Consider the following 20,825-nt stretch of genomic DNA (forward strand, 5'->3'; position numbering starts at 1 on the left):
TTCCCGCAAAGGAGAACGCAATGACAAACCCGCTTCTGTCTGACTGGTCCACACCGTTTGAAATCGCGCCATATGCCGATATTTCGGACGAAGATTTCGCCCCCGCGTTCGATGCGACGATGGATGAAAGCCGCGCGAACATCGCGGCAATCGCTGATAATGCTGACCCTGCGACCTTTGCCAACACCATCGAAGCCCTGGAAATGGCGGATGGGGCGCTGGACCGAATGCTGGGCGTGTTCTATTCCTTGGCGGGCACCGACAGCAACAAAACCCGCGAAGGGTTGCAGCGGGATTTCGCGCCAAAGCTTTCGGCCTATTCGTCCGAAATCACAATGAACGCAAAACTGTTCCAGCGGATCGAAGAGCTTTGGCAAAAACGCGAAACGCTTGGCCTGAACGATGAACAGATGCGGGTGCTGATGCTGACGCGCCGTGGTTTCGTGCGGTCCGGAGCGTTGCTGGAAGGGGCGGCGCGTGATCGGCTGAAAGATGTGAACGCGCGGCTTGCGGTGCTGGGCACAGAATTCACGCAGAACCTTTTGGCTGATGAACGTGAATGGTTCATGGACCTGTCCGAAGATGACCTGGAGGGGCTACCGGATTTCGTGATCGCCACGGCCCGCGCCGCAGGTCAGGAAAAGGGTGCAGACGGGCCGGTTGTGACGCTGTCACGGTCGCTCATTGTTCCATTCCTGCAATTTTCGCCGCGTCGTGATTTGCGCGAAAAAGCGTACGAGGCATGGGTCGCGCGCGGCGCCAATGGCGGTGACACCGACAACCGCGCCATCGCAGCAGAGGTGCTGAACCTTCGCGCCGAACGGGCCACGCTTTTGGGATATGCGGATTTCGCCAGCTATAAGTTGGAAACCGAAATGGCCAAATCGCCCGACCGCGTGCGCGACCTGTTAATGGCGGTGTGGGAGCCGGCAAAAGCATCGGCAAATGCAGACGCCGAGGTGCTGGCCGACATGATGCACAAGGACGGCGTGAATGGTCAGCTAGAGGCATGGGATTGGCGGTATTATTCTGAACAGCGCCGCAAGGCGGAACATGATCTGGATGAGGCAGAGCTAAAGCCATATTTCCAGCTTGATCGCATGATCGACGCATCGTTCGACTGCGCAAACCGGCTTTTCGGGTTAGAGTTCGCCCCGCTGGATGTGCCGCTGCACAACCCCGATGCCCGCGCATGGGAGGTGACGCGAAACGGTGAACATGTCGCCGTGTTCATCGGTGATTACTTCGCGCGCGGGTCTAAACGGTCCGGGGCGTGGTGTTCGGCCAGCCGTTCGCAAAAGAAACTTGGCGGAAACACACGGCCCATCGTGCACAACGTCTGCAATTTCGCCAAACCCGCTGCGGGTGAGGCGGCGTTGTTGTCCTATGACGATGCGCGCACCCTGTTCCACGAATTCGGCCATGCGCTGCACCAGATGCTGTCGGATGTAACGTATGAGTCCATCTCTGGCACATCGGTCGCGCGTGACTTTGTTGAGCTGCCCAGCCAACTGTACGAACACTGGCTAGAGGTGCCAGAGGTGCTTGCGAAATATGCCACGCATGCCAAAACCGGCGAACCCATGCCAAAGGAAATGTTGGATCGCCTGCTTGCCGCCGCGACATATGACATGGGCTTCCAGACGGTTGAATATGTTGCCTCGGCCTTGGTCGATCTGGCCTTCCACGAAGGGCAGGCACCCGCCGACCCGATGGCGAAACAGGACGAGGTGCTGAATGCCCTTGGCATGCCGCACGCCATCCGTATGCGCCATGCCACGCCGCATTTCGCGCATGTGTTCTCTGGGGACGGATATTCCAGCGGCTATTACAGCTATATGTGGTCCGAAGTGATGGATGCTGACGCGTTTGAAGCGTTCGAAGAAGCCGGCAACGCGTTCGACCCAGAAACCGCCAAAAAGCTGGAAGGGTTCATCCTGTCCACCGGTGGTTCGCAGGAAGCCGAGGACCTTTACACTGCCTTCCGCGGCCGCCTGCCGGGGGTTGAGGCATTGTTGAAAGGGCGTGGCCTGAACGCGGCTTAACGCACCGGGTCTTTGTGGATAATGACATCGGTGCCGGGGTAGGCGTCGATAATCGCGCGTTTCAATGCCGCGCCGATGTCATGCGCTTCTGTCAGGGTTTGGTCGCCATCAAGTTCGATGTGCAGGTTGACGAACACCTTGCTGCCCGCCGTGCGGGTTTGCATGTCGTGAAAACCGTGAACGCCGGGCCAGTTTCCGGCGATCTTTTCGATGCCTGCCACGATTTTGGGATCGGCGGCACGGTCCATCAGCGCATGCCACGCGTTTCTGCCGATGCCCAATGCGCCGACGGCCAACATCACAGCCGCACCCAAGGCAACCACGCTGTCCAACCGGGCGAACCCGAATTGCGCGGAGGCCCAAAGCGCCAGAATGGCCCCGATGTTGGGCAGGAGATCCCCCAGATAATGAAGCGAGTCGGCCTGAACCACCTTGCTTCCTGTGCGCCGCGCGACACGGCGTTGCCATAGCACCAGCGCGATGGTCAGCACGATAGAGATGCTCATGACCAAAATCCCGCGCCCCTCGGCGGCCAAGGGGGCGGCGGTTTCGGCAAGCAGCCGTTGCGCAGAGGCCCAGAAGATCACGCCAGCAGATACAAGGATGAACAAAGATTGCCCCAGCGCGGCAAGGTCTTCGGCAGAAGAATGGCCAAATGCGTGGTCTTCATCCGGTGGCCGCGCGGCATAGATGATCGCGGCAAGACCACCCAGCGATACCATCAGATCCAGCGCGCTGTCGGCAAGGGATGCGGCAACTGAAAGGGCGTGCGTTTCGCCAAGCGCCCATAGTTTCAGAAGCACCAGAACGAATGCCACCGTCACAGAGCCCAGCCCGGCCGACAGGTTCAGACGGCTATCTTGACGGGTGCTCATCGGATTCTCCGAACAGTGGTGGCGATGGCCTCTGCCTATCGAATGAAACGCACCACGCGCAACCGGTTAGAAAAGCGCAGGGTGGGTTATTCCAGTATTTCGTCGGGGTCTACGCCCCAAAGGGCGGTCTTGGGAACCCATCCGGTTTGCCCGCCCGCCGTGATCTTGCACCAGTCTATGTGGCACGCGCCAAGCTTGGCAACGACACCGAATTCGGCGTTGGCGGCAGTGGCGGCATCTTTGGTGGGTTTGCGGCGCAGGGGCAGCAGGTCAACCTCGACCAATACGGTGCGAACGCCGGATAGCAGAGAATAATGCATCCAGCCGCCAGCACCGTCTTTGTCACGAACGCGGCGCCAGTGACCGTATTCGGCAGTAACCTCTAGCGGTTGATTGCGGTGCTTATAGACCCAGTCGATGCGATGGGTTTTGCCCGGACCATGCCGCGCATACCCTTCTGCGGCCTTCATCGACACATACCGCGGCAACGGCAAATTCGTCACCGGCCCGCGTTCCTGTGCCGTACTGGTGGTTCCAAGAATCGCGGAAAGAACAAAAACCGCTAAAAACGCCCGCATACTCGCCTCGTCCGTTCACTGATTGACGTGAAAACTGCCACTATTGTCGCGGGGTCTTGTACCTTGCCCCGATCTCGGACAGTTTGCCATTAAGCCTGAGGGTTGAAAAGAAGGGGAGGCCTCGGATGCCCGCTGAACGTCTAAGTGTTGTCGTGACGCGACGGTTACCGGAACCCGTGGAGACACGGATGAAGGAACTTTTCGATGTCGAGCTTTCCGAAGATGATAAGCCGATGTCGCGTGAGGCGCTTGTTGATGCGATGCAACGTGCAGATGTCATCGTGCCGACAGTCACAGACACAATCGACCAAATCTTGCTGTCGCGCGCTGGTGACCGGCTAAAGCTGATCGCCAACTACGGCGCTGGTGTTGACCACATCGACGTTCACACGGCGCGTCAACGCGGGATATTGGTGTCCAACACGCCCGGCGTGGTGACCGAAGATACCGCCGATATGACCATGGCCCTGCTATTGGCCGTCACGCGCCGCATTCCCGAAGGATTGGCCGTGATGCAGGCAGGCCGCTGGGACGGATGGGCGCCAACTGCGTTTCTTGGGGGGCGTATCAGTGGTCGCCGCCTTGGTATTTTGGGCATGGGGCGCATTGGTCAAGCTGTGGCACGCCGTGCCAAGGCGTTTGGCATGCAAATCCATTACCACAACCGCCGCCGTCTTCGCCCCGAGGTCGAACAAGAGCTTGAGGCGACCTATTGGGAAAGCCTTGATCAGATGGTCAGCCGAATGGACGTGGTTTCCATCAACTGCCCGCACACGCCATCAACCTTCCACCTTATGAACGCGCGCCGTTTGAAGCTGATGAAACCTGATGCGGTGATCGTAAACACCTCACGCGGGGAGGTGATCGACGAAAACGCACTGACGCGAATGCTGCGTGCGGGTGAAATCGCCGGGGCGGGCTTGGATGTGTTCGAACATCGGCACGAAATTAACCCACGCTTGCGCGAACTGAAGAACGTGGTGCTGTTGCCCCATATGGGGTCAGCCACCGTTGAAGGCCGCCTAGAGATGGGCGAGAAGGTCATCATCAACATCAAAACCTTCGCCGATGGGCACCGCCCGCCGGATCTTGTTGTTCCCGCAATGCTTTGAGTGATCGTATCATGGTTACGCCTTCTTCCCCGCAAGCGCGCCGCGTTACTGCGGTTTTCCTCGCCGCGATAACGCTGTATTTCGCTGCTCAGATCGTGCTGCGGCTTGTTCTGGGCGGTGCTCTGGAAACAGACGAGGCTGAAATGATGGTCATGACGCCGGGCTTTCAGCTTGGCTATGGGCCGCAATTGCCGTTGTATAACTGGCTTCAGGTCGCTTTGTCCGCGGTGTTCGGTAAGTCTTTGTTTGCGCTTGCGATTCTAAAGAACACGCTGCTGTGGCTGACTTATCTTCTGGTGTTTCTGGGGCTTCGTTTGTGGGTGCCTGCGTCGCTGGCGGCGATTGGCGCGCTTTCTCTGTTCATCCTCCCCGATGTCGCATGGGAGGCGCAGCGCGCCACGACCCATTCCAACATGCTTTTGGCCACCTGTGCGGCCACCTTGGCGGCGTTCCTGTGGGTGCTGAAATCGGGGCGCTGGGCGGCCTATGTGGCGCTGGGCGTTGCAATTGGCCTTGGCGGGCTGGCGAAATACAATTTCTGGCTGGTTCCCGTTGGGTTGTTCGTGGCAGGCGTCACGGTTGAACAGCTGCGACCGCGGTTGATCGCGGCGCGTACGGCGGTTGTACCCGTGATTGCGGCAGCGATTGTTGCGCTGCCTTATGCGTGGATGTTCCAGAACCCCACACTGGCGTTTTCATCCACCAGCAAACTGGCGATGGAAGAGGTTGAAAAGTCCTTCTCGTTCGACGGGCTGATCGCGTTGATCGGGGCAATGGCGATTTTGGCGGTGCTGCCTGCACTGGTCGCCGCGGGGATTTATCTGTTCAACCGTCGCCACGTGTCGGATGCGATCAACCCTGCGAACCTGACCACGCTGCTGTGGCGCGCGTCGGCACTGTTGGCGGCTGTGCTTGTGGTGGGTGTCGCTGCGGCGGGCGTTGGCCACATCACGCCGCGCTGGTTATTGCCGTTGTTCTTCCTTGCGGTCCCTGCGCTGTTTATCGATGTTTTCGGCAGGCTTAACGGGCATGGGCAACGCGCATTTTCCGTTGTTGTCGCGGTGATCGCAGTGGCCGTGCTTGTTGGCCTTGCCTTTGATCGCAACAAGCCAACCGCGCGCCGCGCTGTGGATTTCACTGGCCTGCCTGCGCAGCTTCAAGAAATCGCACCGATGAACACAACGCCGGTTATCGCGGAATTCTTTGTGGCCGGGAACTTGGCCCGCCAAGAACCCGATTGGCGCGTTGCGCCCTATCTTGGCTTCGCGGGGCCGGATTTCGCGGGCGAAACCGTGTTGTTCCTGTTCCGCAAAAACATCCCGCCTAACCTGCGCGCAGGGATGCGCCAAACGGGCTGGCCCGAAGGGGCCGAGGGGGAAATCCTGCAAGAAGGGCGCATTATCCTGCCTTACGACAGTGGCCCCGAAAAAATGCTAAAGCTGGACTATAAATTGGTGAAAACACCGGCCCTTCCATAGCGCAGGTCGGATTTGCACCATGTTGGGTCGGATGAACCTCTCTTAACGTCGCGGAATTCGCATAATTGATGGGAAACCGGTCCTGAAAAAGAAGAGTCGCGTCCTATGAAAACCCATGTCAAAGCCCTTGTCGTCGGCGGTGGTGCGGTCGGAACGTCCATCGCGTACCACCTTGCAAAAGCGGGTTGGTCCGATGTGATGCTGTTGGAACGCGACGAGCTGACCAGTGGGTCAACATGGCATGCGGCGGGGCTTTTGCCGTATTTCAACATGTCCTACGCGACGACGCATATCCACGACTATTCGATCAAGTTCTATAAAACGCTTGAGGAAGAAACCGGCCTGAACGCGGGCTTTTCCGTCGTTGGTAACCTGCGAATGGCGCAGTCCAAGGCGCGGATGGATGAATACATGCTCTATGCCTCCACGGCCGAGACATGTGGCGTACCCTATGAATGGATGACGCCAGACCAGATCAAACAGCGCTGGCCGCTGGTGCGCACCGAAGATCTGGAAGGTGCGATTTATCACCCGACGGATGGCTACATTAACCCCGCTGATGTGACCATGGCGATGGCCAAGGGCGCGCGTCAACGTGGTGTGGTAATCGAACGCAAATGGCAGGTTGATGCCTATCATTGGAACGGGTCCGAATGGATCGTGACCTGCACCAAGATGGCCGACAAGGGCGGCAACCTTGTTGCCACGGATGAGCAGATCGAAATCACGGCCGAACACGTCGTTACCGCCACCGGCAACCACGCGCAGCGCACGGCAAACCTGCTGGGGATCAAGATTCCGGCCATTCCGGTGGAACATCAGTTCATCGTGACCGAACCCGACCCCGTGCTGGTGGAATACCGCAAGACCCACGGCGAACACCCCGTTTTGCGCGATGCCGATGCCAAATGGTACGTGCGCGAAGAGCGTGGCGGCTGGATCCTTGGCCCTTATGAACGCAACGCGCCCGCGCGGTTCGAATATGGCTGCCCCGATAGCTTCCGCGCCGATCTGTTCCCGCTGGATCTGGAACGGATCGAAGAAGAATACATGTCGATGATCCACCGTATTCCGTCGTCGGAAACGGTTGGTTTGAAGGACGATTTCAACGGCCCGATCTGTTACACGCCCGACGGCAACCCGCTGCTTGGCCCCGCGCCGGGCCTGCGTAACATGTGGCTGGCCGAAGGGTTCAGCTTTGGCATCACTGCGGCCGGCGGTGCCGGTGAATACCTTGCCCAACTGATGGTCGAGGGCGAGGCAGAGATCGACATGGCCAGCCTTGACCCCAAGCGGTACGGCAGCTGGATGACCACCGAATACGCCGCCCGCAAGAACGAAGAGGCCTACGAACACGTTTACATCCTGCACCACCCAGATGAAGAGCGGCCCGATTGCCGCCCGCTGCGGACCTCGCCTGCGTATGACCGCCAAAAGGCGGCTGGCGCGCAGTTTGGTCAGGTGAACGGCTGGGAACGCCCGAACTATTTCGCGCCCGAAGGGTTCAACGACCATGACGCGCGCAGCTTCCGCCGTGGCGGTTGGTGGCAATATGCGGCGGACGAAGCAAAGGCCATCCGCGAAGGCGCAGGCCTGATCGACGCGACCGCGTTCACCAAGCATCTGGTGCGCGGCCCCGGCGCGACGGCGTTCCTTGACTGGTTCACCACCAACAGCTTGCCCAAGGTCGGGCGCATCAACCTGACCTATGCCCTGACCGGGGCGGGCACCACGCGCACGGAATACACGATCGTGCGTTTGGCCGAAGATGAATATTACCTCGTCTCTGCCGGGGCGTGGCAAGCGTATGACAGCGATTTCCTGCAAAAGGCTGCCGAAGATAAACGCGGCGAATTCGGCTGGATCGACATTCATGATGTAACCACGCAGTGGGGCGTTTTCGCCATCGCGGGACCGAAGTCTCGCGAAATTCTGAAGGAAATCGTGAAGGACGCGGAACCGGATACAGTGCTGACAAATAAGCGCTTTCCGTGGCTTTCGATGCGCAACATCGAACTGGGCATGTGCCCCGTCCGTGCCATCCGCGTAGCCTATACCGGCGAACTTGGTTGGGAGCTTCACCACCCGATTGAGATGCAGAATTACCTTTACGACCAACTGATGGCGGCGGGCGAAAAGCATGGGCTGAAACTGGTTGGCGCGCGGGCGCAGAACTGGCTGCGGCAGGAAAAATCCTATCGTGCGTTCGGCACTGAACTGGGCCGCGATGCCACCCCGCTGGAGGCTGGTCTGGATCGCTTCGTCGACCTTGAAAAGGACTTCCATGGCAAAGCCGCGATGGAGGCGGTGGGCATCCGCTCCAAATGCGTGACGCTGCTGATCGACGGGCCGGATGACGCGGACCCATGGGGGCGCGAGGTGCTGTATCACGGTGAGACGCGCGTTGGCCGCCTGACGTCGGGCGGGTATTCTGTGGCCTTCGGCAAGTCCATCGGCATGGGTTATGTGAAGCCCGACCTGACGGCGGTTGGTACCAAGCTGAAGGTTAAGATGTTTGATCAGCTTTGGGATGCAGAGGTTGTTGAAGACAGCCCCTATGATCCAACCAACACCACGATCCGCGTTAACGGTTAAGTCGCGCGTTAGGAAAACGGGCCGGTGACTGCTATGATGCCTGTATTGTTTTACAGGTATTATGGGGGGTCGCTCGTGTTTGAAACACTTGACCAGCGCGCCTTGGGCGTTGCGATTTTCGTCTTCTTTCTGGCGCTTATCATGGCGTGGGCTTTGAAGAAGTTCCAAGTCACTGACAGCGTAGGTTTTATTGCGCTGATCGTGCTGCCGCTGGCCGCTTATGGCGTGGCCTCGGGCTATGTCGCTAAAATCTCTGTCCCCGGCGGCTGGGCGGCAGAGTTCCGCGAGATCGCAACCGCAGAAATCAAACCCGCCAAATTGGTGGAAGAGGTCGAAGACCTTAGCATCATCGAAAAGGGCGGCATCTCTGCGATACAAGAATACCGTGAGAATCTGGAGGTCGGGAAGCCAATCGCTATTTCCCTGCGCATGGGGCGGCAGGGGTATTATTCCGAACGCGCCATTGCCGAATACATCCGATCATTCCTGACATTTGATCCGGACCTGACGGTCATCTTCGTCGAAGAAGGGTCGCGGCGTTTCGTTGCATCGTCCAACGGCAACAGCGTGTTGGCGGCGTTGGAAATTCAAGACTACGATCAGCGTTTCCTGCGCGCGATTGAAGGCGAAGACCTACTGGAGTTACGTCGCCTTGTGGTGCTGACAAGCAGTTCAGTCCATGAGGATACCACCAACGCCGAGGCGCTTCAGATGATGGTGAATGACGGCGTGGATGCGATCATCAAAACCGATGGCGCGGGCCTGCCCGTGGGGCTGGTACGGCGAGACGAGATTATCTCGCGATTGATGGTTAAACTGGCCGAGGGGTAGGGGCCTTTCGCGCCAAGAACGTCAGGTTGCTTGCGGGCATTTCGACCGTTTCCACCTGATCGAAACCGGCGGCGTTCAGGGCCGATGTGACGGCGGTGACATCCTTATACCCAATCTCGGCCTCCTGACTTTGCAGGCTGGCGTGAAAGGCGGCGTCCCCGTCAGAGGCAAAGCCCGTTTCGCGCCGGAACGGGCCGTAAAGGAACCACAGCCCCCCGGGGGCAACGGCCCGGCCTGCCTGTTCGATAATCGCCCGCATTTCCGGATCACTGATCAGGTGCAACAGGTTCACGGTGATCAACAGATCGACCGGCCCGTGTTCACCCGCCCACGGCTGCGCGGCGTTCATCAGGATGGGCGGCAATAGGTTTGGGGTGCCTTCGGACCATGTGCGGATGCTGACAAGGTTTTGTTCGGCCAGATCGGTTGGTTGCCATGTCAGGCGCGGCAAAGCTTCGGCGAAGGCGCGGATGTGCTGGCCGGTGCCCGAGGCGATTTCCAGCGCTTTGCCTGTTTCGGGCGCGTGTTGCAGCAGCAGTTCCAGAATGGGCGCGGCATTGCGGCCTGCCGATGGGGCAAAGCGGCGGCCATCGTCGGCGGCCTCATTCACCGCTGTGGTGTCGGGCAGATGCAGCTTGCGTGTCATCGGGCGAACCTTTGCGGGGAAAGCTGGGTGGCCAGTTCGGTACCAACCTCTGGCGCGCGGCCTGCGATCAGGTCGGCAGCCAGTTGGCTGGCGGCGGGCGAGGTTTGAAAGCCGTTCCCGCCTTGCCCCGCATGCCAGAAAAACGCGGGATCGTGCGGGTCGTGGCCGATGACCATCACGCGGTCGGGCGACATGGTGCGCAGCCCTGCCCAGGATGTTTCAAGCCGGGTTACAGGCTCTGTCACCATCTCTTCATACCGGGCCAGCCCTTCGGCCAGCACCATATCATCGGCCCATGCGTCGTGGGGCTCTTGCAGGTCTTCCTCGGCCGGGGAGACCAGAAGCTTGCCTGCGTCGGGCTTGGCGTACCACGTTTCCCCGGCGCCAAGCACCATTGGCCAGCCGCCAACATCATGCCCGCCCGGCGCGGGCAGCCGCGCCATTGAGCGGCGCATGGGTGTGAAGCCCAAAGGCGTAATACCGGCCATCTGCGCGATCTGATCGACCCACGCACCGGCGGCGTTCACCAGTATCCGCGCCTCATGCGCCTGATCCTTGGTGTGAACGCGCCAACCCTGCGCGGTGCGTTCGATCCGTTCGGCGCGTTGGGTGGTCAGGATATTGCCGCCGTTGCGGCGCACCTGTTTCGCGAAGTTCTGCATCAGCAGGTCGGTATCCATATCCCACGCATCGGCGTGAAAGGCCGCGCGAGACAGGGTTTTGGGGTTCAGTATGGGGATCATATCGCGCGCTTCGCTGGGCGCGATTTCGTCCATCTTCATCACGCGAATGTCGTGCTCAAAAGCCGCGTCATCCTGCGTGCGTGCCACGATCATCAATCCCCGATCCGACAGGATGCCGCCATTGGCGGTGGCGTGATAGTCGCGACTGGCCCGGTTAAGCGCCGTGGCGGTGGGGTGGCCATAGGTTTCATCGAAGAGGGCCGCCGACCGCCCCGAAGCGTGATAGCCAAGCGCCTCCTCTGCCTCCAAAATGGTAACAGTGCCAAGCGCGGACAAGCGCGCGCCAACCGAAAGCCCGGCGATGCCGCCGCCTATGATCAGGAAATCATTCATCCGCTGATGGGGCATTTCGTGCTGTCAGGTGTCAAGCCACGAAAAAGGCCCGCGCGGGTGTCCGTGCGGGCCTTCGTTGTCTATTCGAACAGAAATCAGTTCGGGATTTCGGCGGTGATACCTTCGACGTAGAAGTTCATGCCAGCCAGCGTGCCGTCATCGGCCACTTCGCCTTCGGCCAGCCAGTCCGAACCGTCAGCCTTTTTCAGCGGACCAGTGAACGGGTGGTATTCGCCAGCACCGATCGCGTCTTTGATGGCCAGTGCTTCGGCTTTTACGTCGGCCGGAACTGCGTCGGTGATTTCACCGATACCAACCATGCCGGTGCTGATGCCGTCCCATGTATCAACGCTTTCCCATGTGCCATCGATAACGGCCTTGGTGCGGGCGATGTAATAGGGGGACCAGTTGTCGATGATCGATGTAACGCGTGGGCTGGGTGCGTATTCAGCCATGTCAGACGCTTGGCCAAAGCCGATCACGCCTTCAACTTTTTCAGCCGCTGCCAGTGGTGCGGTGGAATCGGTGTGCTGCATGATCACGTCAGCGCCTTGTTCGATCAGCGCGTTTGCGGCGTCAGCCTCTTTCGCCGGGTCGAACCATGTGTAGGCCCAGATGATCTTGAACTCGACATCCGGGTTCACCTTTTTAGCGTGGATGTAGGCAGAGTTGATGCCGCGGATAACCTCTGGGATCGGGAAGGACGCGATGTAGCCGACGATGTTCGACTTGGTCATCTTGCCCGCAATGTGGCCCTGAACCGCGCGGCCTTCGTAAAAGCGAGCGGAGTAGGTAGAGACGTTATCGGCGCGCTTGTAACCTGTCGCGTGCTCAAACTTCACATCTGGGAATTTCGCGGCAACGTTGATCGTTGGGTCCATGTAGCCGAACGAGGTGGTGAAGATCAGGTCGGCACCCGAAAGGGCCATCTGCGTCAGAACGCGTTCAGCATCGGCGCCTTCTGGCACGCTTTCCTGATAGACGGTTTCAACCGCATCGCCAAATTCTGCTTCCACGGCCAGGCGGCCTTGGTTGTGTTCATAGGTCCAGCCGCCATCGCCGATGGGGCCAACAAATACGAAGCCAACCTTTGTTTTGTCTTGCGCGAATGCAGCGCCGCCAAAGCCAATTGCCAGAGCTGTAGCAGCAAGCAGTGTTCTGCGTTTCATGTGGGATACTCCCCTGTTGGTGTGGGCGCGTGGCCCGTGGTTGCTAGTTTGAGGCATGGAAAATTCGGCCCAAAGAGGCGGGCGCATTCAGCGCCGCGCGGCTTCGGTCCGCCGACATGATGACCAGCACTAGGATGGTTATCAGATAAGGTGACATCGACAAATACTCGACCGGGACAGCGACGCCTGCGGCCTGAAGGTTCAGCTGCAAAACGGTGACGCCGCCGAAAAGATAGGCGCCCAGAAGGGCGCGACCGGGTTTCCACGATGCGAAGACAACAATCGCAAGCGCGATCCACCCGGCACCTGCGGTCATGCCTTCGGTCCATTGTGGAACGCGCACAAGGCTTAGATACGCGCCGCCAAGCCCGGCACAGGCCCCCCCAAAGGCAATCGCCATCAGGCGGATACGGATCACCTTGTACCCCAAGGCGTGGGCCGCATCATGGTTTTCACCCACGGCACGCAGGATCAACCCGGCGCGGGAATATTTCAGCACAGCCCAAACCACCAAGACCAGCGCCAGCGACAGATAGACAACCAGATCGTGCTGAAACAGAACGCGGCCCAGCACTGGGATATCCGCCAAAGGCCCAAGGTCCAGTTTGTCCGTCGCAGGCGGTTTCACCCCAACATAGCTTTGCCCCATCAGCGCAGACAGCCCAAGCCCGAACAGGGTAAGCGCAAGGCCGGTCGCCACCTGATTGGACATCAAAACCTGTGTCAAAAACCCAAAGACCAGCGACAGTATCGCGCCCCCAGCCATTGCCGCCAGAAACCCGATTGTGGGGCTCCCTGTTTCGACGGCGATTGCGAAGCCACAGATCGCGCCGGTGATCATCATGCCTTCGACGCCAAGGTTCAAAACCCCGGCTTTTTCGACGACAAGTTCGCCAATCGCGGCCAACAGGATTGGCGTGGCCGCCACCATGATAGAGGCCATCAAGACCAGCGGGTTGATTGCGGAAAGATCCATCACGCCACCTCTGACCGGCCAAAACGGATGCGGAAGTTGGTAAGAACATCCACCCCAAGTAAGAAGAACAGCAACATGCCCTGAAACGCCTGAATGGCTGCGGCGGGAAGGCCTAGCATGAACTGCGCCAGTTCGCCTCCGATATAGGTAAGGGCCATCAGCAGCCCGGCCAGCAAAATGCCAATCGGATGCAGCCGCCCAAGGAAGGCAACGATAATCGCGGTGAAGCCGTAGTTCTGGTTAAAGTCGATGCTAATCTGCCCGGCGGGGCCGGACACCTCGAACAGGCCGGCCAGCCCGGCTAGCGCGCCGGAGGTACCCATGCAGAACAATGTCAGGGCCGTTGGGTTGACCCCAGCAAACCGTGCCGCGCGCGGGCTTTCGCCCGTCAGCCTGATCTGAAAGCCCAGCATGTGACGGTTCAGCAGGATATAGGCGAAGATGACCGCAATGAACGCGGCAACCACGCCCCAGTGCATCCCGGTGCCTGCGATCAGTTCAGGGTTTGAAGCGGCAGGGTATTGCTGCAAGTTCCGGCTGCCCGGAAAACCACCGCCCTCTGGGTTGCGCATCGCGCCCAACGCCATGGAGGCAAGCAATTGTTCGGCCACATAGACCAAAAGTAGTGAGACTAGGATCTCATTAGTGCGGAAATGCGTTTTTAATAACGCTGGAATCATGGCCCAAGCCCAGCCCCCCAACGCCCCCGCGATCACCATTAGCGGAAAGATGTACCACGCCTCTGCGGGGTAAAACGCCAGCCCCACACCCGCGCCGCACAGCGCGCCGATGATGTATTGCCCTTCGGCGCCGATGTTCCAAATGCCTGCGCGAAAGCCCAGTGACAGGCCAATTGCGATCAGGATCAATGGCCCGGCTTTTACCAACAACTGAGGGCGCGAATAGCTGGCGAATTGCTCGTTGAACAACGGGTCCCAAAAGATCGTGCGGATCGCTTCGAACGGGTCTTTGCCCAATGCCGCGAACAACAGCCCGCCCGCGATCATCGTTAGGGCAACTGCCAGCAATGGCGTTGCCGCCATCCAAAAGCGTGACGGGGTAGGCCGTTTTTCAAGCCGGATCATTCCGCCACCTCCAGGTCATGCGCGCCGCCCATCATCAGGCCGATTTCTTCCATCGTCAGGCCGCGTGCGGGGCGCGGGGTCGAAAGGCGCCCTTCGTTCAGCGCGGCAAAATTGTCGGAAACCTCTAGCAATTCGTCCAAGTCCTGACTGATCACGATCACGGCGGTGCCGTTGCCCGCCAGATCAAGCAGGGCCTGACGAATGGCCGCTGCGGCCGAGGCATCAACGCCCCATGTCGGCTGGTTGACGACCAGCACATCCGGGCGCTGCAAAACTTCGCGCCCGATGACGAATTTCTGAAGGTTGCCGCCGGACAGGGATCGGGCCGCGTTGGCGGGGCCAGGCGTGCGCACGTCAAAGGCTTGAATGATGCGTTCGGCAAAACCGCGCGCCGCAGGCCATTTCAGGAAGCCCCGGTTCACAAGCCCCTCGCGGATTGCCGCCGTCAGTAGGGCATTTTCCGTCAGGCTCATGTCGGGCGCGGCGGCGTGGCCCAAGCGTTCCTCGGGGGCGGCAAGAATGGCGATCTTGCGGCGTGGGTTCGGGCCCAAATGGCCGACCCCATCCCCATTAAGCTTGACGCATCCGGTTGGCGTAGGTGCCTCGCCCGACAGGGCGGCCAACAGTTCGTCCTGACCGTTGCCCGCGACGCCGCCAATCCCAAGGATTTCACCGGCGCGCACGGTAAAGCTGATGTCTTTGAGGGTGGTGCCAAACGGGTTCGCCGATTTCAGCGAAAGCGCGGTAACCTGCAGCAGCACGTCACCGGGTTCAGTGCGTTCGCGGTTGGGGACATGCAGCTTGGTGCCCACCATCATTTCCGCCAGTTCTGCCGCGGATTTTTCGCGCGGATTGCAACTGTCCACGACCTTACCCAGCCGCAACACCGTTGCGGTGTCGCACAGGGACCGGATTTCTTCCAATTTGTGCGAAATATAAAGAATCGCGGTACCTTCGGCCGACAGTTTGCGCAGGGTGGTGAACAGAATCTCCACCTCTTGCGGGGTCAGAACAGAGGTTGGTTCGTCCATGATCAGCAGCTTGGGGTCCTGCAGCAGGCAGCGAATAATTTCGACCCGTTGCCGTTCCCCTGCGGAAAGGTCGCCAACCGTGCGATCTGGGTCAAGCGGCAGGCCGTAGTTTTCGGAAACGTCGCGAATGCGTGCTGCCAGTTGGCGTTGGGCGGGCGGGTTTTCCATGCCCAGCGCGATGTTTTCAGCAACGTTCAGCGCATCAAACAGCGAAAAATGCTGGAACACCATCGCAACGCCAGCCGCGCGCGCGGCGCGTGGTTCTGCGGGTTCAAACGGGGCGCCGCGCAGCGTCATGTGCCCAGAATCCGGCTTCACCAAGCCGTAGATCATTTTAACCAGCGTCGATTTCCCTGCGCCGTTTTCCCCCAACAGCGCATGAATTTCGCCTTCGCCAATCGCGAACGAGACGTCGTCATTGGCCACGACGCCGGGATAGGCTTTCGTTAGCCCGTCGATAGTTAAAAGTTCCGTCACCCCGTCGCGCCTTTTGCAGCTTCGTCCGCGCTTTTTTCCATGATTAGCGCGGCAGCGACGCCAACTGCAATGGCTTGCGGGTGTTTGCCCAGCTCTGGTTGCCCAATCGGGCAGCGAATGCGCGAAATTTGTGCGCTTGTGTGGCCCAAACCCGCCAACCGCTTACGGAATCGCGCCCATTTGGTTGCAGAGCCAATCAGGCCAGCGCTGGCAAACCCGTGGCACAAAAGCTGGTGGCAAAGCTCCAGATCCAGCGCGTGGGAATAGGTTAGGATAAGGTGATGCGCATCGGCCGGGGCATAGCGGGCCACTTCGGCGGGATTTTGGGCGATGATACGCTCTACGTTATCTGGGATCGTGTCGGGAAACCGGTTTTCGGCGGTGTCGATCCAGCTGATGTTGAAGTCGGGCAAGGGGGCCATGGTGTGAACCAAGGCGCGCCCAACATGGCCTGCGCCAAACACCCAAAGCGCGCTTGCGGGTTTTTCCATGGGTTCAACCAGCCAACCATCTAAAAGCTGCGCCTGAACCGGTTGGCCGGCGTTGCGCGCCCCTTGAAGGATGCGGTTGACCGAAATTGGGCAATCGGACGGCGCGCCAATCGGGCGGGCAAAAACGTCTTGGGGAAGAGTGGCCAGCCGGGCGTCGTCAAACACTTCGGTCAACAAGGTAACGGCACCGCCACAGCACTGCCCCAGCGTTGGGCCCAGTGGAACGCGGGCCATTGCCTGTGTCTTGCCGATGGCCAACTGCGCGCGCGCGCCTTTTGCGGCCTCGTACTCCAACGTGCCGCCGCCAATTGTGCCGGATTGCCCGTCGGGCCAGACTAGCATTGCCGTTCCGACTTCGCGCGGGGTGGAGCCATCGATGGCGGCAATCACGACGCGCGCGACCGGGCCGTGGGTGCGGATTGCTGCGGCAAGCTGGTGACGATCAAAGCTCATGATGTGCGCCCCCGGTTCACTGCGTTGAACACGCATTCTGGGGTCGCGGGTGCGTCCAGCGCCGGATAGGCATCGCCACAGGCGGCAACCGCATCTGACAGGGCCATGAAGCCAGATATGCCCAGCATGAACGGCGGCTCTCCGACTGCTTTGGAGCGATAGATCGTATCTTCGCGATTGCGCCCCTCGGACCAGAGGCTGACGTTGAAAATGTCGGGCCGGTCCGAACAGGCCGGGATCTTATAGGTCGATGGCGCGTGGGTGCGAAGGCGACCTTTCGCATCCCAGATCAGCTCTTCCGTGGTCAGCCAGCCAGCCCCCTGAACGAACCCGCCTTCGACTTGGCCGATATCCAGTGCGGGGTTCAGCGATGTCCCCGCGTCGTGCAGGATATCGGCGCGTAGCATCCTGTTTTCACCGGTCAGGGTGTCGATCACAACCTCTGTCACGGCCGCGCCATAGGCGAAGTAAAAGAACGGCCTGCCTTGGCCCTTCAGCCTGTCCCACGCCAAATCAGGCGTTTTGTAGAACCCGGTCGTTGAAAGGCTGACCCGCGCCTGATAGGCCGATTGAGCGGCTGCCGCGAATGTCATCTCGTCATCGCCGACAAAGACTTTGCCGTTTTCAAAATAGACCCGTCGGGGGTCCGTTTGGTGCGTTTGGGCCAGATGTTCGGCGATCCGTTCGCGGATTGTGTCACAGGCGGCCTGCACAGCCATACCGTTCAGGTCAGAACCAGACGACGCCGCCGTGGCGGATGTGTTTGGCACCTTGCCCGTATCGGTGGCGGTGATTTTCACGGCCTCAACGTCCACGCCGAAACTGGCGGCGGCAACCTGCGCGACCTTCTGGAACAGGCCTTGCCCCATCTCTGTCCCGCCGTGGTTCAGGTGGATTGATCCGTCCTGATAGACATGCACCAACGCACCGGCTTGGTTTAGGTGAGTCAGGGTAAAGGAAATCCCGAACTTCACGGGGGTATAGGCGATCCCCTTTTTCAAGACGGGGTTTTGCGCGTTCCACGCGGCCACCGCTTTGCGTCGCGCGGCATAGTCGGATTGCGCAAGCAGGGTTTCGGTAATCTCGTGCAAAACGAAATCATCCACGGCCTGGCCGTATGGCGTTGTTTGCGGCTTGGTCGTTTCGGAAATCTGTTGGCTGGCGGTGTAGAAGTTGCGTTGCCGCACCTCAACCGGATCATATCCCAGATGGTGCGCAATGTGGTCCATCACCCGTTCGATCCCGACCATACCTTGCGGCCCGCCGAACCCGCGAAACGCGGTGGCCGATTGGGTGTTGGTCTTAAGGCGGTGGCTTTCGATCCGGGCGTGGGGCAGGTGATAGGCGTTGTCGGCGTGCAGCATGGCGCGGTCGGCGACGGGCAGCGACAAGTCCTGCGCCCAGCCGCAGCGGGCATAGTGCACAAACTCCACCCCGCGCAGCAGCCCGTCATCATCAAACCCCGCACGATAGGTGATGCGGAAATCGTGCCGCTTGCCCGTGATGATCATGTCATCGTCCCGGTCATAGCGCATTTTGCACGGGCGCTGTGTCAGGCGGGCAGCAACGGCGCAAGATACGGCCAAGGCGTTGCCCTGACTTTCCTTGCCGCCGAACCCGCCACCCATCCGGCGGACCTCAACCCGGACGGCGTGCATTGGCACGTTCAGCGCCTCGGCCACTTTGTGTTGAATTTCGGTCGGGTGCTGGGTTGAGGAATGGACCAGCACATCGTCGCCCTCTAACGGCAGGGCAAGGGCGGCTTGGCCTTCTAGGTAAAAGTGTTCCTGACCGCCGATTTCCATCGACCCTTCAATAGTGTTGGGGGCGTCTTTGATCGCCGTGGCGCTGTCGCCCTTTTCATAGACGCGCGGCCCATCTTCGAAGCGGCTGTTGGCGGCCATGGCTTCGTCGATTGTTAGGATCGCGGGGTGTTCATCATAGGTGACCGTGGCCAGACGTGCGGCTTTGCGCGCTGCCAGATGCGTTTGCGCGATGACCAGAAAAAGCGGCTGTCCGACATAGTGAACCGTGCCCTCGGCCAAAAGCGGTTCATCGTGTGCAGAGGGGGACACATCATTGGCGCCGGGCAGATCAGCCGCTGTCAAAACCGCGACAACGCCGGGGGCCGCGCGGACCTTGCCAAGGTCAAGTTTCGTGATCTTGCCATGGGCGATTTCACTCAGCCCAAAGGCCAGATGCAGGGCGTCACGCGGGGGTGGGATATCATCAACATATCGGGCTTGGCCGGTGACATGCAGGCGGGCTGCGTCATGTGGCAGGGGTTTGGCGATGCTCATGCCTGAACCTCCTGCACGCGGGTTTGATGGCCGGTATGTTCCGCGAAATAGCGATGCAGCATGCCCTTGGCCGCATTCATCCGATAGTCAGCCGAGGCGCGCATATCGCTAAGCGGGGTATAGTCGTTGGCGAACTCATCGGCGGCGGCGTTTATCGTGTCTTGTGTCCACGCGCGGCCTATAAGGGCGCGTTCGACATTGGCGGCGCGTTTCGGGGTGCCGGCCATGCCACCAAAAGCGATGCGGGCCGCGGTGACAGTGCCGTCGGTGATCACGACGTTGAAACACCCGCAAACGGCAGAGATATCCTGATCAAAGCGTTTGGAGAGCTTATAGCATTTCAGATTGTCAGGCTGGCGGGGCAGGCTGACGGCCTCGACAAATTCGCCGGGCTGGCGGTCTTGTTGGCCGTATTCGATAAAGAAATCCTCTAACGGGATGGCGCGTTGTGCCTTGCCCATTCGCAGGTGAAGCGTCGCGCCCAAGGCGATCAGCGCGGGCGGGCCGTCACCGATTGGCGACCCGTTTGCGATGTTTCCACCAATCGTTGCGGCATTACGCACCTGTACAGACCCGTACCGCCGGATCATCGCGGCAAAATCGGGATGATAGGCGGCGATCAGCGCCCCCAGATCCGTGATCGTGACCCCTGCGCCGATCTGAATGTCATCGTCGGTCACCGTGATGTTCTGTAAATCGCGACAGGCACCAAGGAATGCGATGGGTTCAAGGTCACGCAGCCCCTTTGTGACCCACAGTCCAACATCCGTGGCCCCGCCGATCAGCGTTGCATCGGGGTTGGCGTGATACCAATCGGCCAGCTCCTCCACAGTTTGGGGAAGGGCGACGCCGGGCGCATCAAGGCCTTGAAGATCGGCCAAATCGTCGGCCATCCAATCAGGCACGGGGGCATCTGCGGCGGCTTCGGCGGCGCGTATGATCGGGGCGTATCCAGTGCAGCGGCACAGGTTTCCGGCCAGCTGATCGTCAAAGTCGGTCGCGCCGTTGCGGTGGGCTGTTGCCATCGAAACAACAAAGCCGGGCGTGCAGAACCCGCACTGCGACCCGTGGTGTGTGATCATTGCGTCCTGCACAGGGTGCAGCGCCCCATTGGGGCCTGCGATGCCTTCGACTGTACGCACGGCTTTGCCATGAAGCTGGGGCAGGAACAGGATGCAGGCATTCAGGGCGCGCGCACCATTGGCGTCACTGACCATTACGGTGCAGGCGCCACAGTCCCCTTCATTGCAGCCTTCTTTGGTTCCGGTTAGTCCGCGCCGTTCGCGCAGCCAGTCAAGAAAGGTGCGCGTGGGCGGCTCATCACCGATGCGCACTGTTTCACCGTTCAGATGAAACACGATGTCTGACATTAGATAACCCGCCGCTTTCTCTGCATCAGGCCAATGCGCCCCCGCCCGATGCGGCGTAAAGCAGTGCGGCGCGGCCCGCCATTGCGCAGGAAAGCGGCATTTGCCATCGTTTGCAAGCATATCACTGGGGCGGAGCGCCAAAATATCTACCGGATGATCAAAATATGGGCGACTTGATTTTGAGGCTGATCAAGGGCGGGTCATACTGCGCGTGTCATGCTGGCACCCGTGCGGAGG

At 60.0% G+C, this 20,825-nt stretch carries 16 protein-coding genes; 5 read left to right on the forward strand and 11 right to left on the reverse strand.

What is annotated here, in order from left to right; all coding sequences use genetic code 11:
- The first annotated feature begins 20 nt into the window (after window positions 1-20).
- Window positions 21-2,045, forward strand: a complete 2,025-nt coding sequence (locus tag COL8621_RS01760; RefSeq protein ID WP_093965620.1) for a M3 family metallopeptidase — start codon at window positions 21-23, stop codon at window positions 2,043-2,045.
- Here COL8621_RS01760 and COL8621_RS01765 read toward each other — a convergent pair.
- Together COL8621_RS01765 and COL8621_RS01770 are read right to left on the reverse strand one after the other, a co-directional pair.
- The gene (locus COL8621_RS01765; protein WP_093965621.1) at window positions 2,042-2,920 is read right to left on the reverse strand and encodes a cation diffusion facilitator family transporter; all 879 of its coding nucleotides are present in this window, start codon (window positions 2,918-2,920) and stop codon (window positions 2,042-2,044) included. The two genes, COL8621_RS01760 and COL8621_RS01765, sit on opposite strands and share 4 nt — an antisense overlap.
- Before the next feature lie 86 nt (window positions 2,921-3,006).
- Window positions 3,007-3,498, reverse strand: coding sequence for an SH3 domain-containing protein (locus COL8621_RS01770; protein WP_093965622.1), 492 nt, complete (start codon window positions 3,496-3,498; stop codon window positions 3,007-3,009).
- Window positions 3,499-3,623: 125 nt separating this feature from the next.
- Between COL8621_RS01770 and COL8621_RS01775 the strand changes: the two genes are divergently transcribed.
- The 4 genes from COL8621_RS01775 (at window position 3,624) to COL8621_RS01790 (ending at window position 9,514) form a co-directional block, all read left to right on the forward strand.
- The gene (locus tag COL8621_RS01775) at window positions 3,624-4,610 is read left to right on the forward strand and encodes a 2-hydroxyacid dehydrogenase (protein WP_093965623.1); all 987 of its coding nucleotides are present in this window, start codon (window positions 3,624-3,626) and stop codon (window positions 4,608-4,610) included.
- Window positions 4,611-4,621: 11 nt separating this feature from the next.
- Complete coding sequence (locus COL8621_RS01780; RefSeq protein ID WP_093965624.1) at window positions 4,622-6,088, forward strand: ArnT family glycosyltransferase; 1,467 nt, start codon at window positions 4,622-4,624, stop codon at window positions 6,086-6,088.
- 105 nt (window positions 6,089-6,193) lie between these two features.
- The gene (locus COL8621_RS01785; RefSeq protein WP_093965625.1) at window positions 6,194-8,683 is read left to right on the forward strand and encodes a GcvT family protein; all 2,490 of its coding nucleotides are present in this window, start codon (window positions 6,194-6,196) and stop codon (window positions 8,681-8,683) included.
- 75 nt (window positions 8,684-8,758) lie between these two features.
- The gene (locus COL8621_RS01790; RefSeq protein ID WP_093965626.1) at window positions 8,759-9,514 is read left to right on the forward strand and encodes a hypothetical protein; all 756 of its coding nucleotides are present in this window, start codon (window positions 8,759-8,761) and stop codon (window positions 9,512-9,514) included.
- Here COL8621_RS01790 and COL8621_RS01795 read toward each other — a convergent pair.
- The 9 genes from COL8621_RS01795 to xdhA all read right to left on the reverse strand — a co-directional run bounded on the left by COL8621_RS01795 (window position 9,495) and on the right by xdhA (window position 20,588).
- Window positions 9,495-10,160: a DUF938 domain-containing protein gene (locus tag COL8621_RS01795; protein ID WP_093965627.1), complete on the reverse strand. Its 666-nt coding sequence runs from the start codon at window positions 10,158-10,160 to the stop codon at window positions 9,495-9,497. The genes COL8621_RS01790 and COL8621_RS01795 overlap by 20 nt on opposite strands.
- Window positions 10,157-11,236, reverse strand: a complete 1,080-nt coding sequence (locus tag COL8621_RS01800; RefSeq protein WP_093966863.1) for an NAD(P)/FAD-dependent oxidoreductase — start codon at window positions 11,234-11,236, stop codon at window positions 10,157-10,159. Before COL8621_RS01800 ends, COL8621_RS01795 begins: the two co-directional genes overlap by 4 nt.
- 95 nt (window positions 11,237-11,331) lie before the next feature.
- Window positions 11,332-12,405, reverse strand: coding sequence for a BMP family ABC transporter substrate-binding protein (locus COL8621_RS01805; RefSeq protein WP_093965628.1), 1,074 nt, complete (start codon window positions 12,403-12,405; stop codon window positions 11,332-11,334).
- Window positions 12,406-12,448: 43 nt separating this feature from the next.
- On the reverse strand, window positions 12,449-13,381 hold the full coding sequence (locus tag COL8621_RS01810; protein WP_093965629.1) for an ABC transporter permease: 933 nt from the start codon (window positions 13,379-13,381) through the stop codon (window positions 12,449-12,451).
- Window positions 13,381-14,466, reverse strand: a complete 1,086-nt coding sequence (locus COL8621_RS01815) for an ABC transporter permease (RefSeq protein ID WP_093965630.1) — start codon at window positions 14,464-14,466, stop codon at window positions 13,381-13,383. The genes COL8621_RS01810 and COL8621_RS01815 overlap by 1 nt, the downstream gene beginning before the upstream one ends.
- Window positions 14,463-15,974 (reverse strand): ABC transporter ATP-binding protein, encoded by a 1,512-nt coding sequence (locus COL8621_RS01820; protein ID WP_093965631.1) that lies wholly within the window; start codon window positions 15,972-15,974, stop codon window positions 14,463-14,465. The genes COL8621_RS01815 and COL8621_RS01820 overlap by 4 nt, the downstream gene beginning before the upstream one ends.
- Complete coding sequence (gene xdhC / locus COL8621_RS01825) at window positions 15,971-16,918, reverse strand: xanthine dehydrogenase accessory protein XdhC (RefSeq protein ID WP_093966864.1); 948 nt, start codon at window positions 16,916-16,918, stop codon at window positions 15,971-15,973. Before xdhC ends, COL8621_RS01820 begins: the two co-directional genes overlap by 4 nt.
- Window positions 16,915-19,218, reverse strand: a complete 2,304-nt coding sequence (gene xdhB / locus COL8621_RS01830) for a xanthine dehydrogenase molybdopterin binding subunit (protein WP_093965632.1) — start codon at window positions 19,216-19,218, stop codon at window positions 16,915-16,917. The genes xdhC and xdhB overlap by 4 nt, the downstream gene beginning before the upstream one ends.
- Window positions 19,215-20,588, reverse strand: a complete 1,374-nt coding sequence (xdhA, locus tag COL8621_RS01835; protein WP_093966865.1) for a xanthine dehydrogenase small subunit — start codon at window positions 20,586-20,588, stop codon at window positions 19,215-19,217. The genes xdhB and xdhA overlap by 4 nt, the downstream gene beginning before the upstream one ends.
- Window positions 20,589-20,825 lie beyond the last annotated feature (237 nt).

The sequence above is a fragment of the Actibacterium lipolyticum genome (assembly GCF_900184935.1).
In the GTDB taxonomy this organism is placed as follows: domain Bacteria; phylum Pseudomonadota; class Alphaproteobacteria; order Rhodobacterales; family Rhodobacteraceae; genus Actibacterium_A; species Actibacterium_A lipolyticum.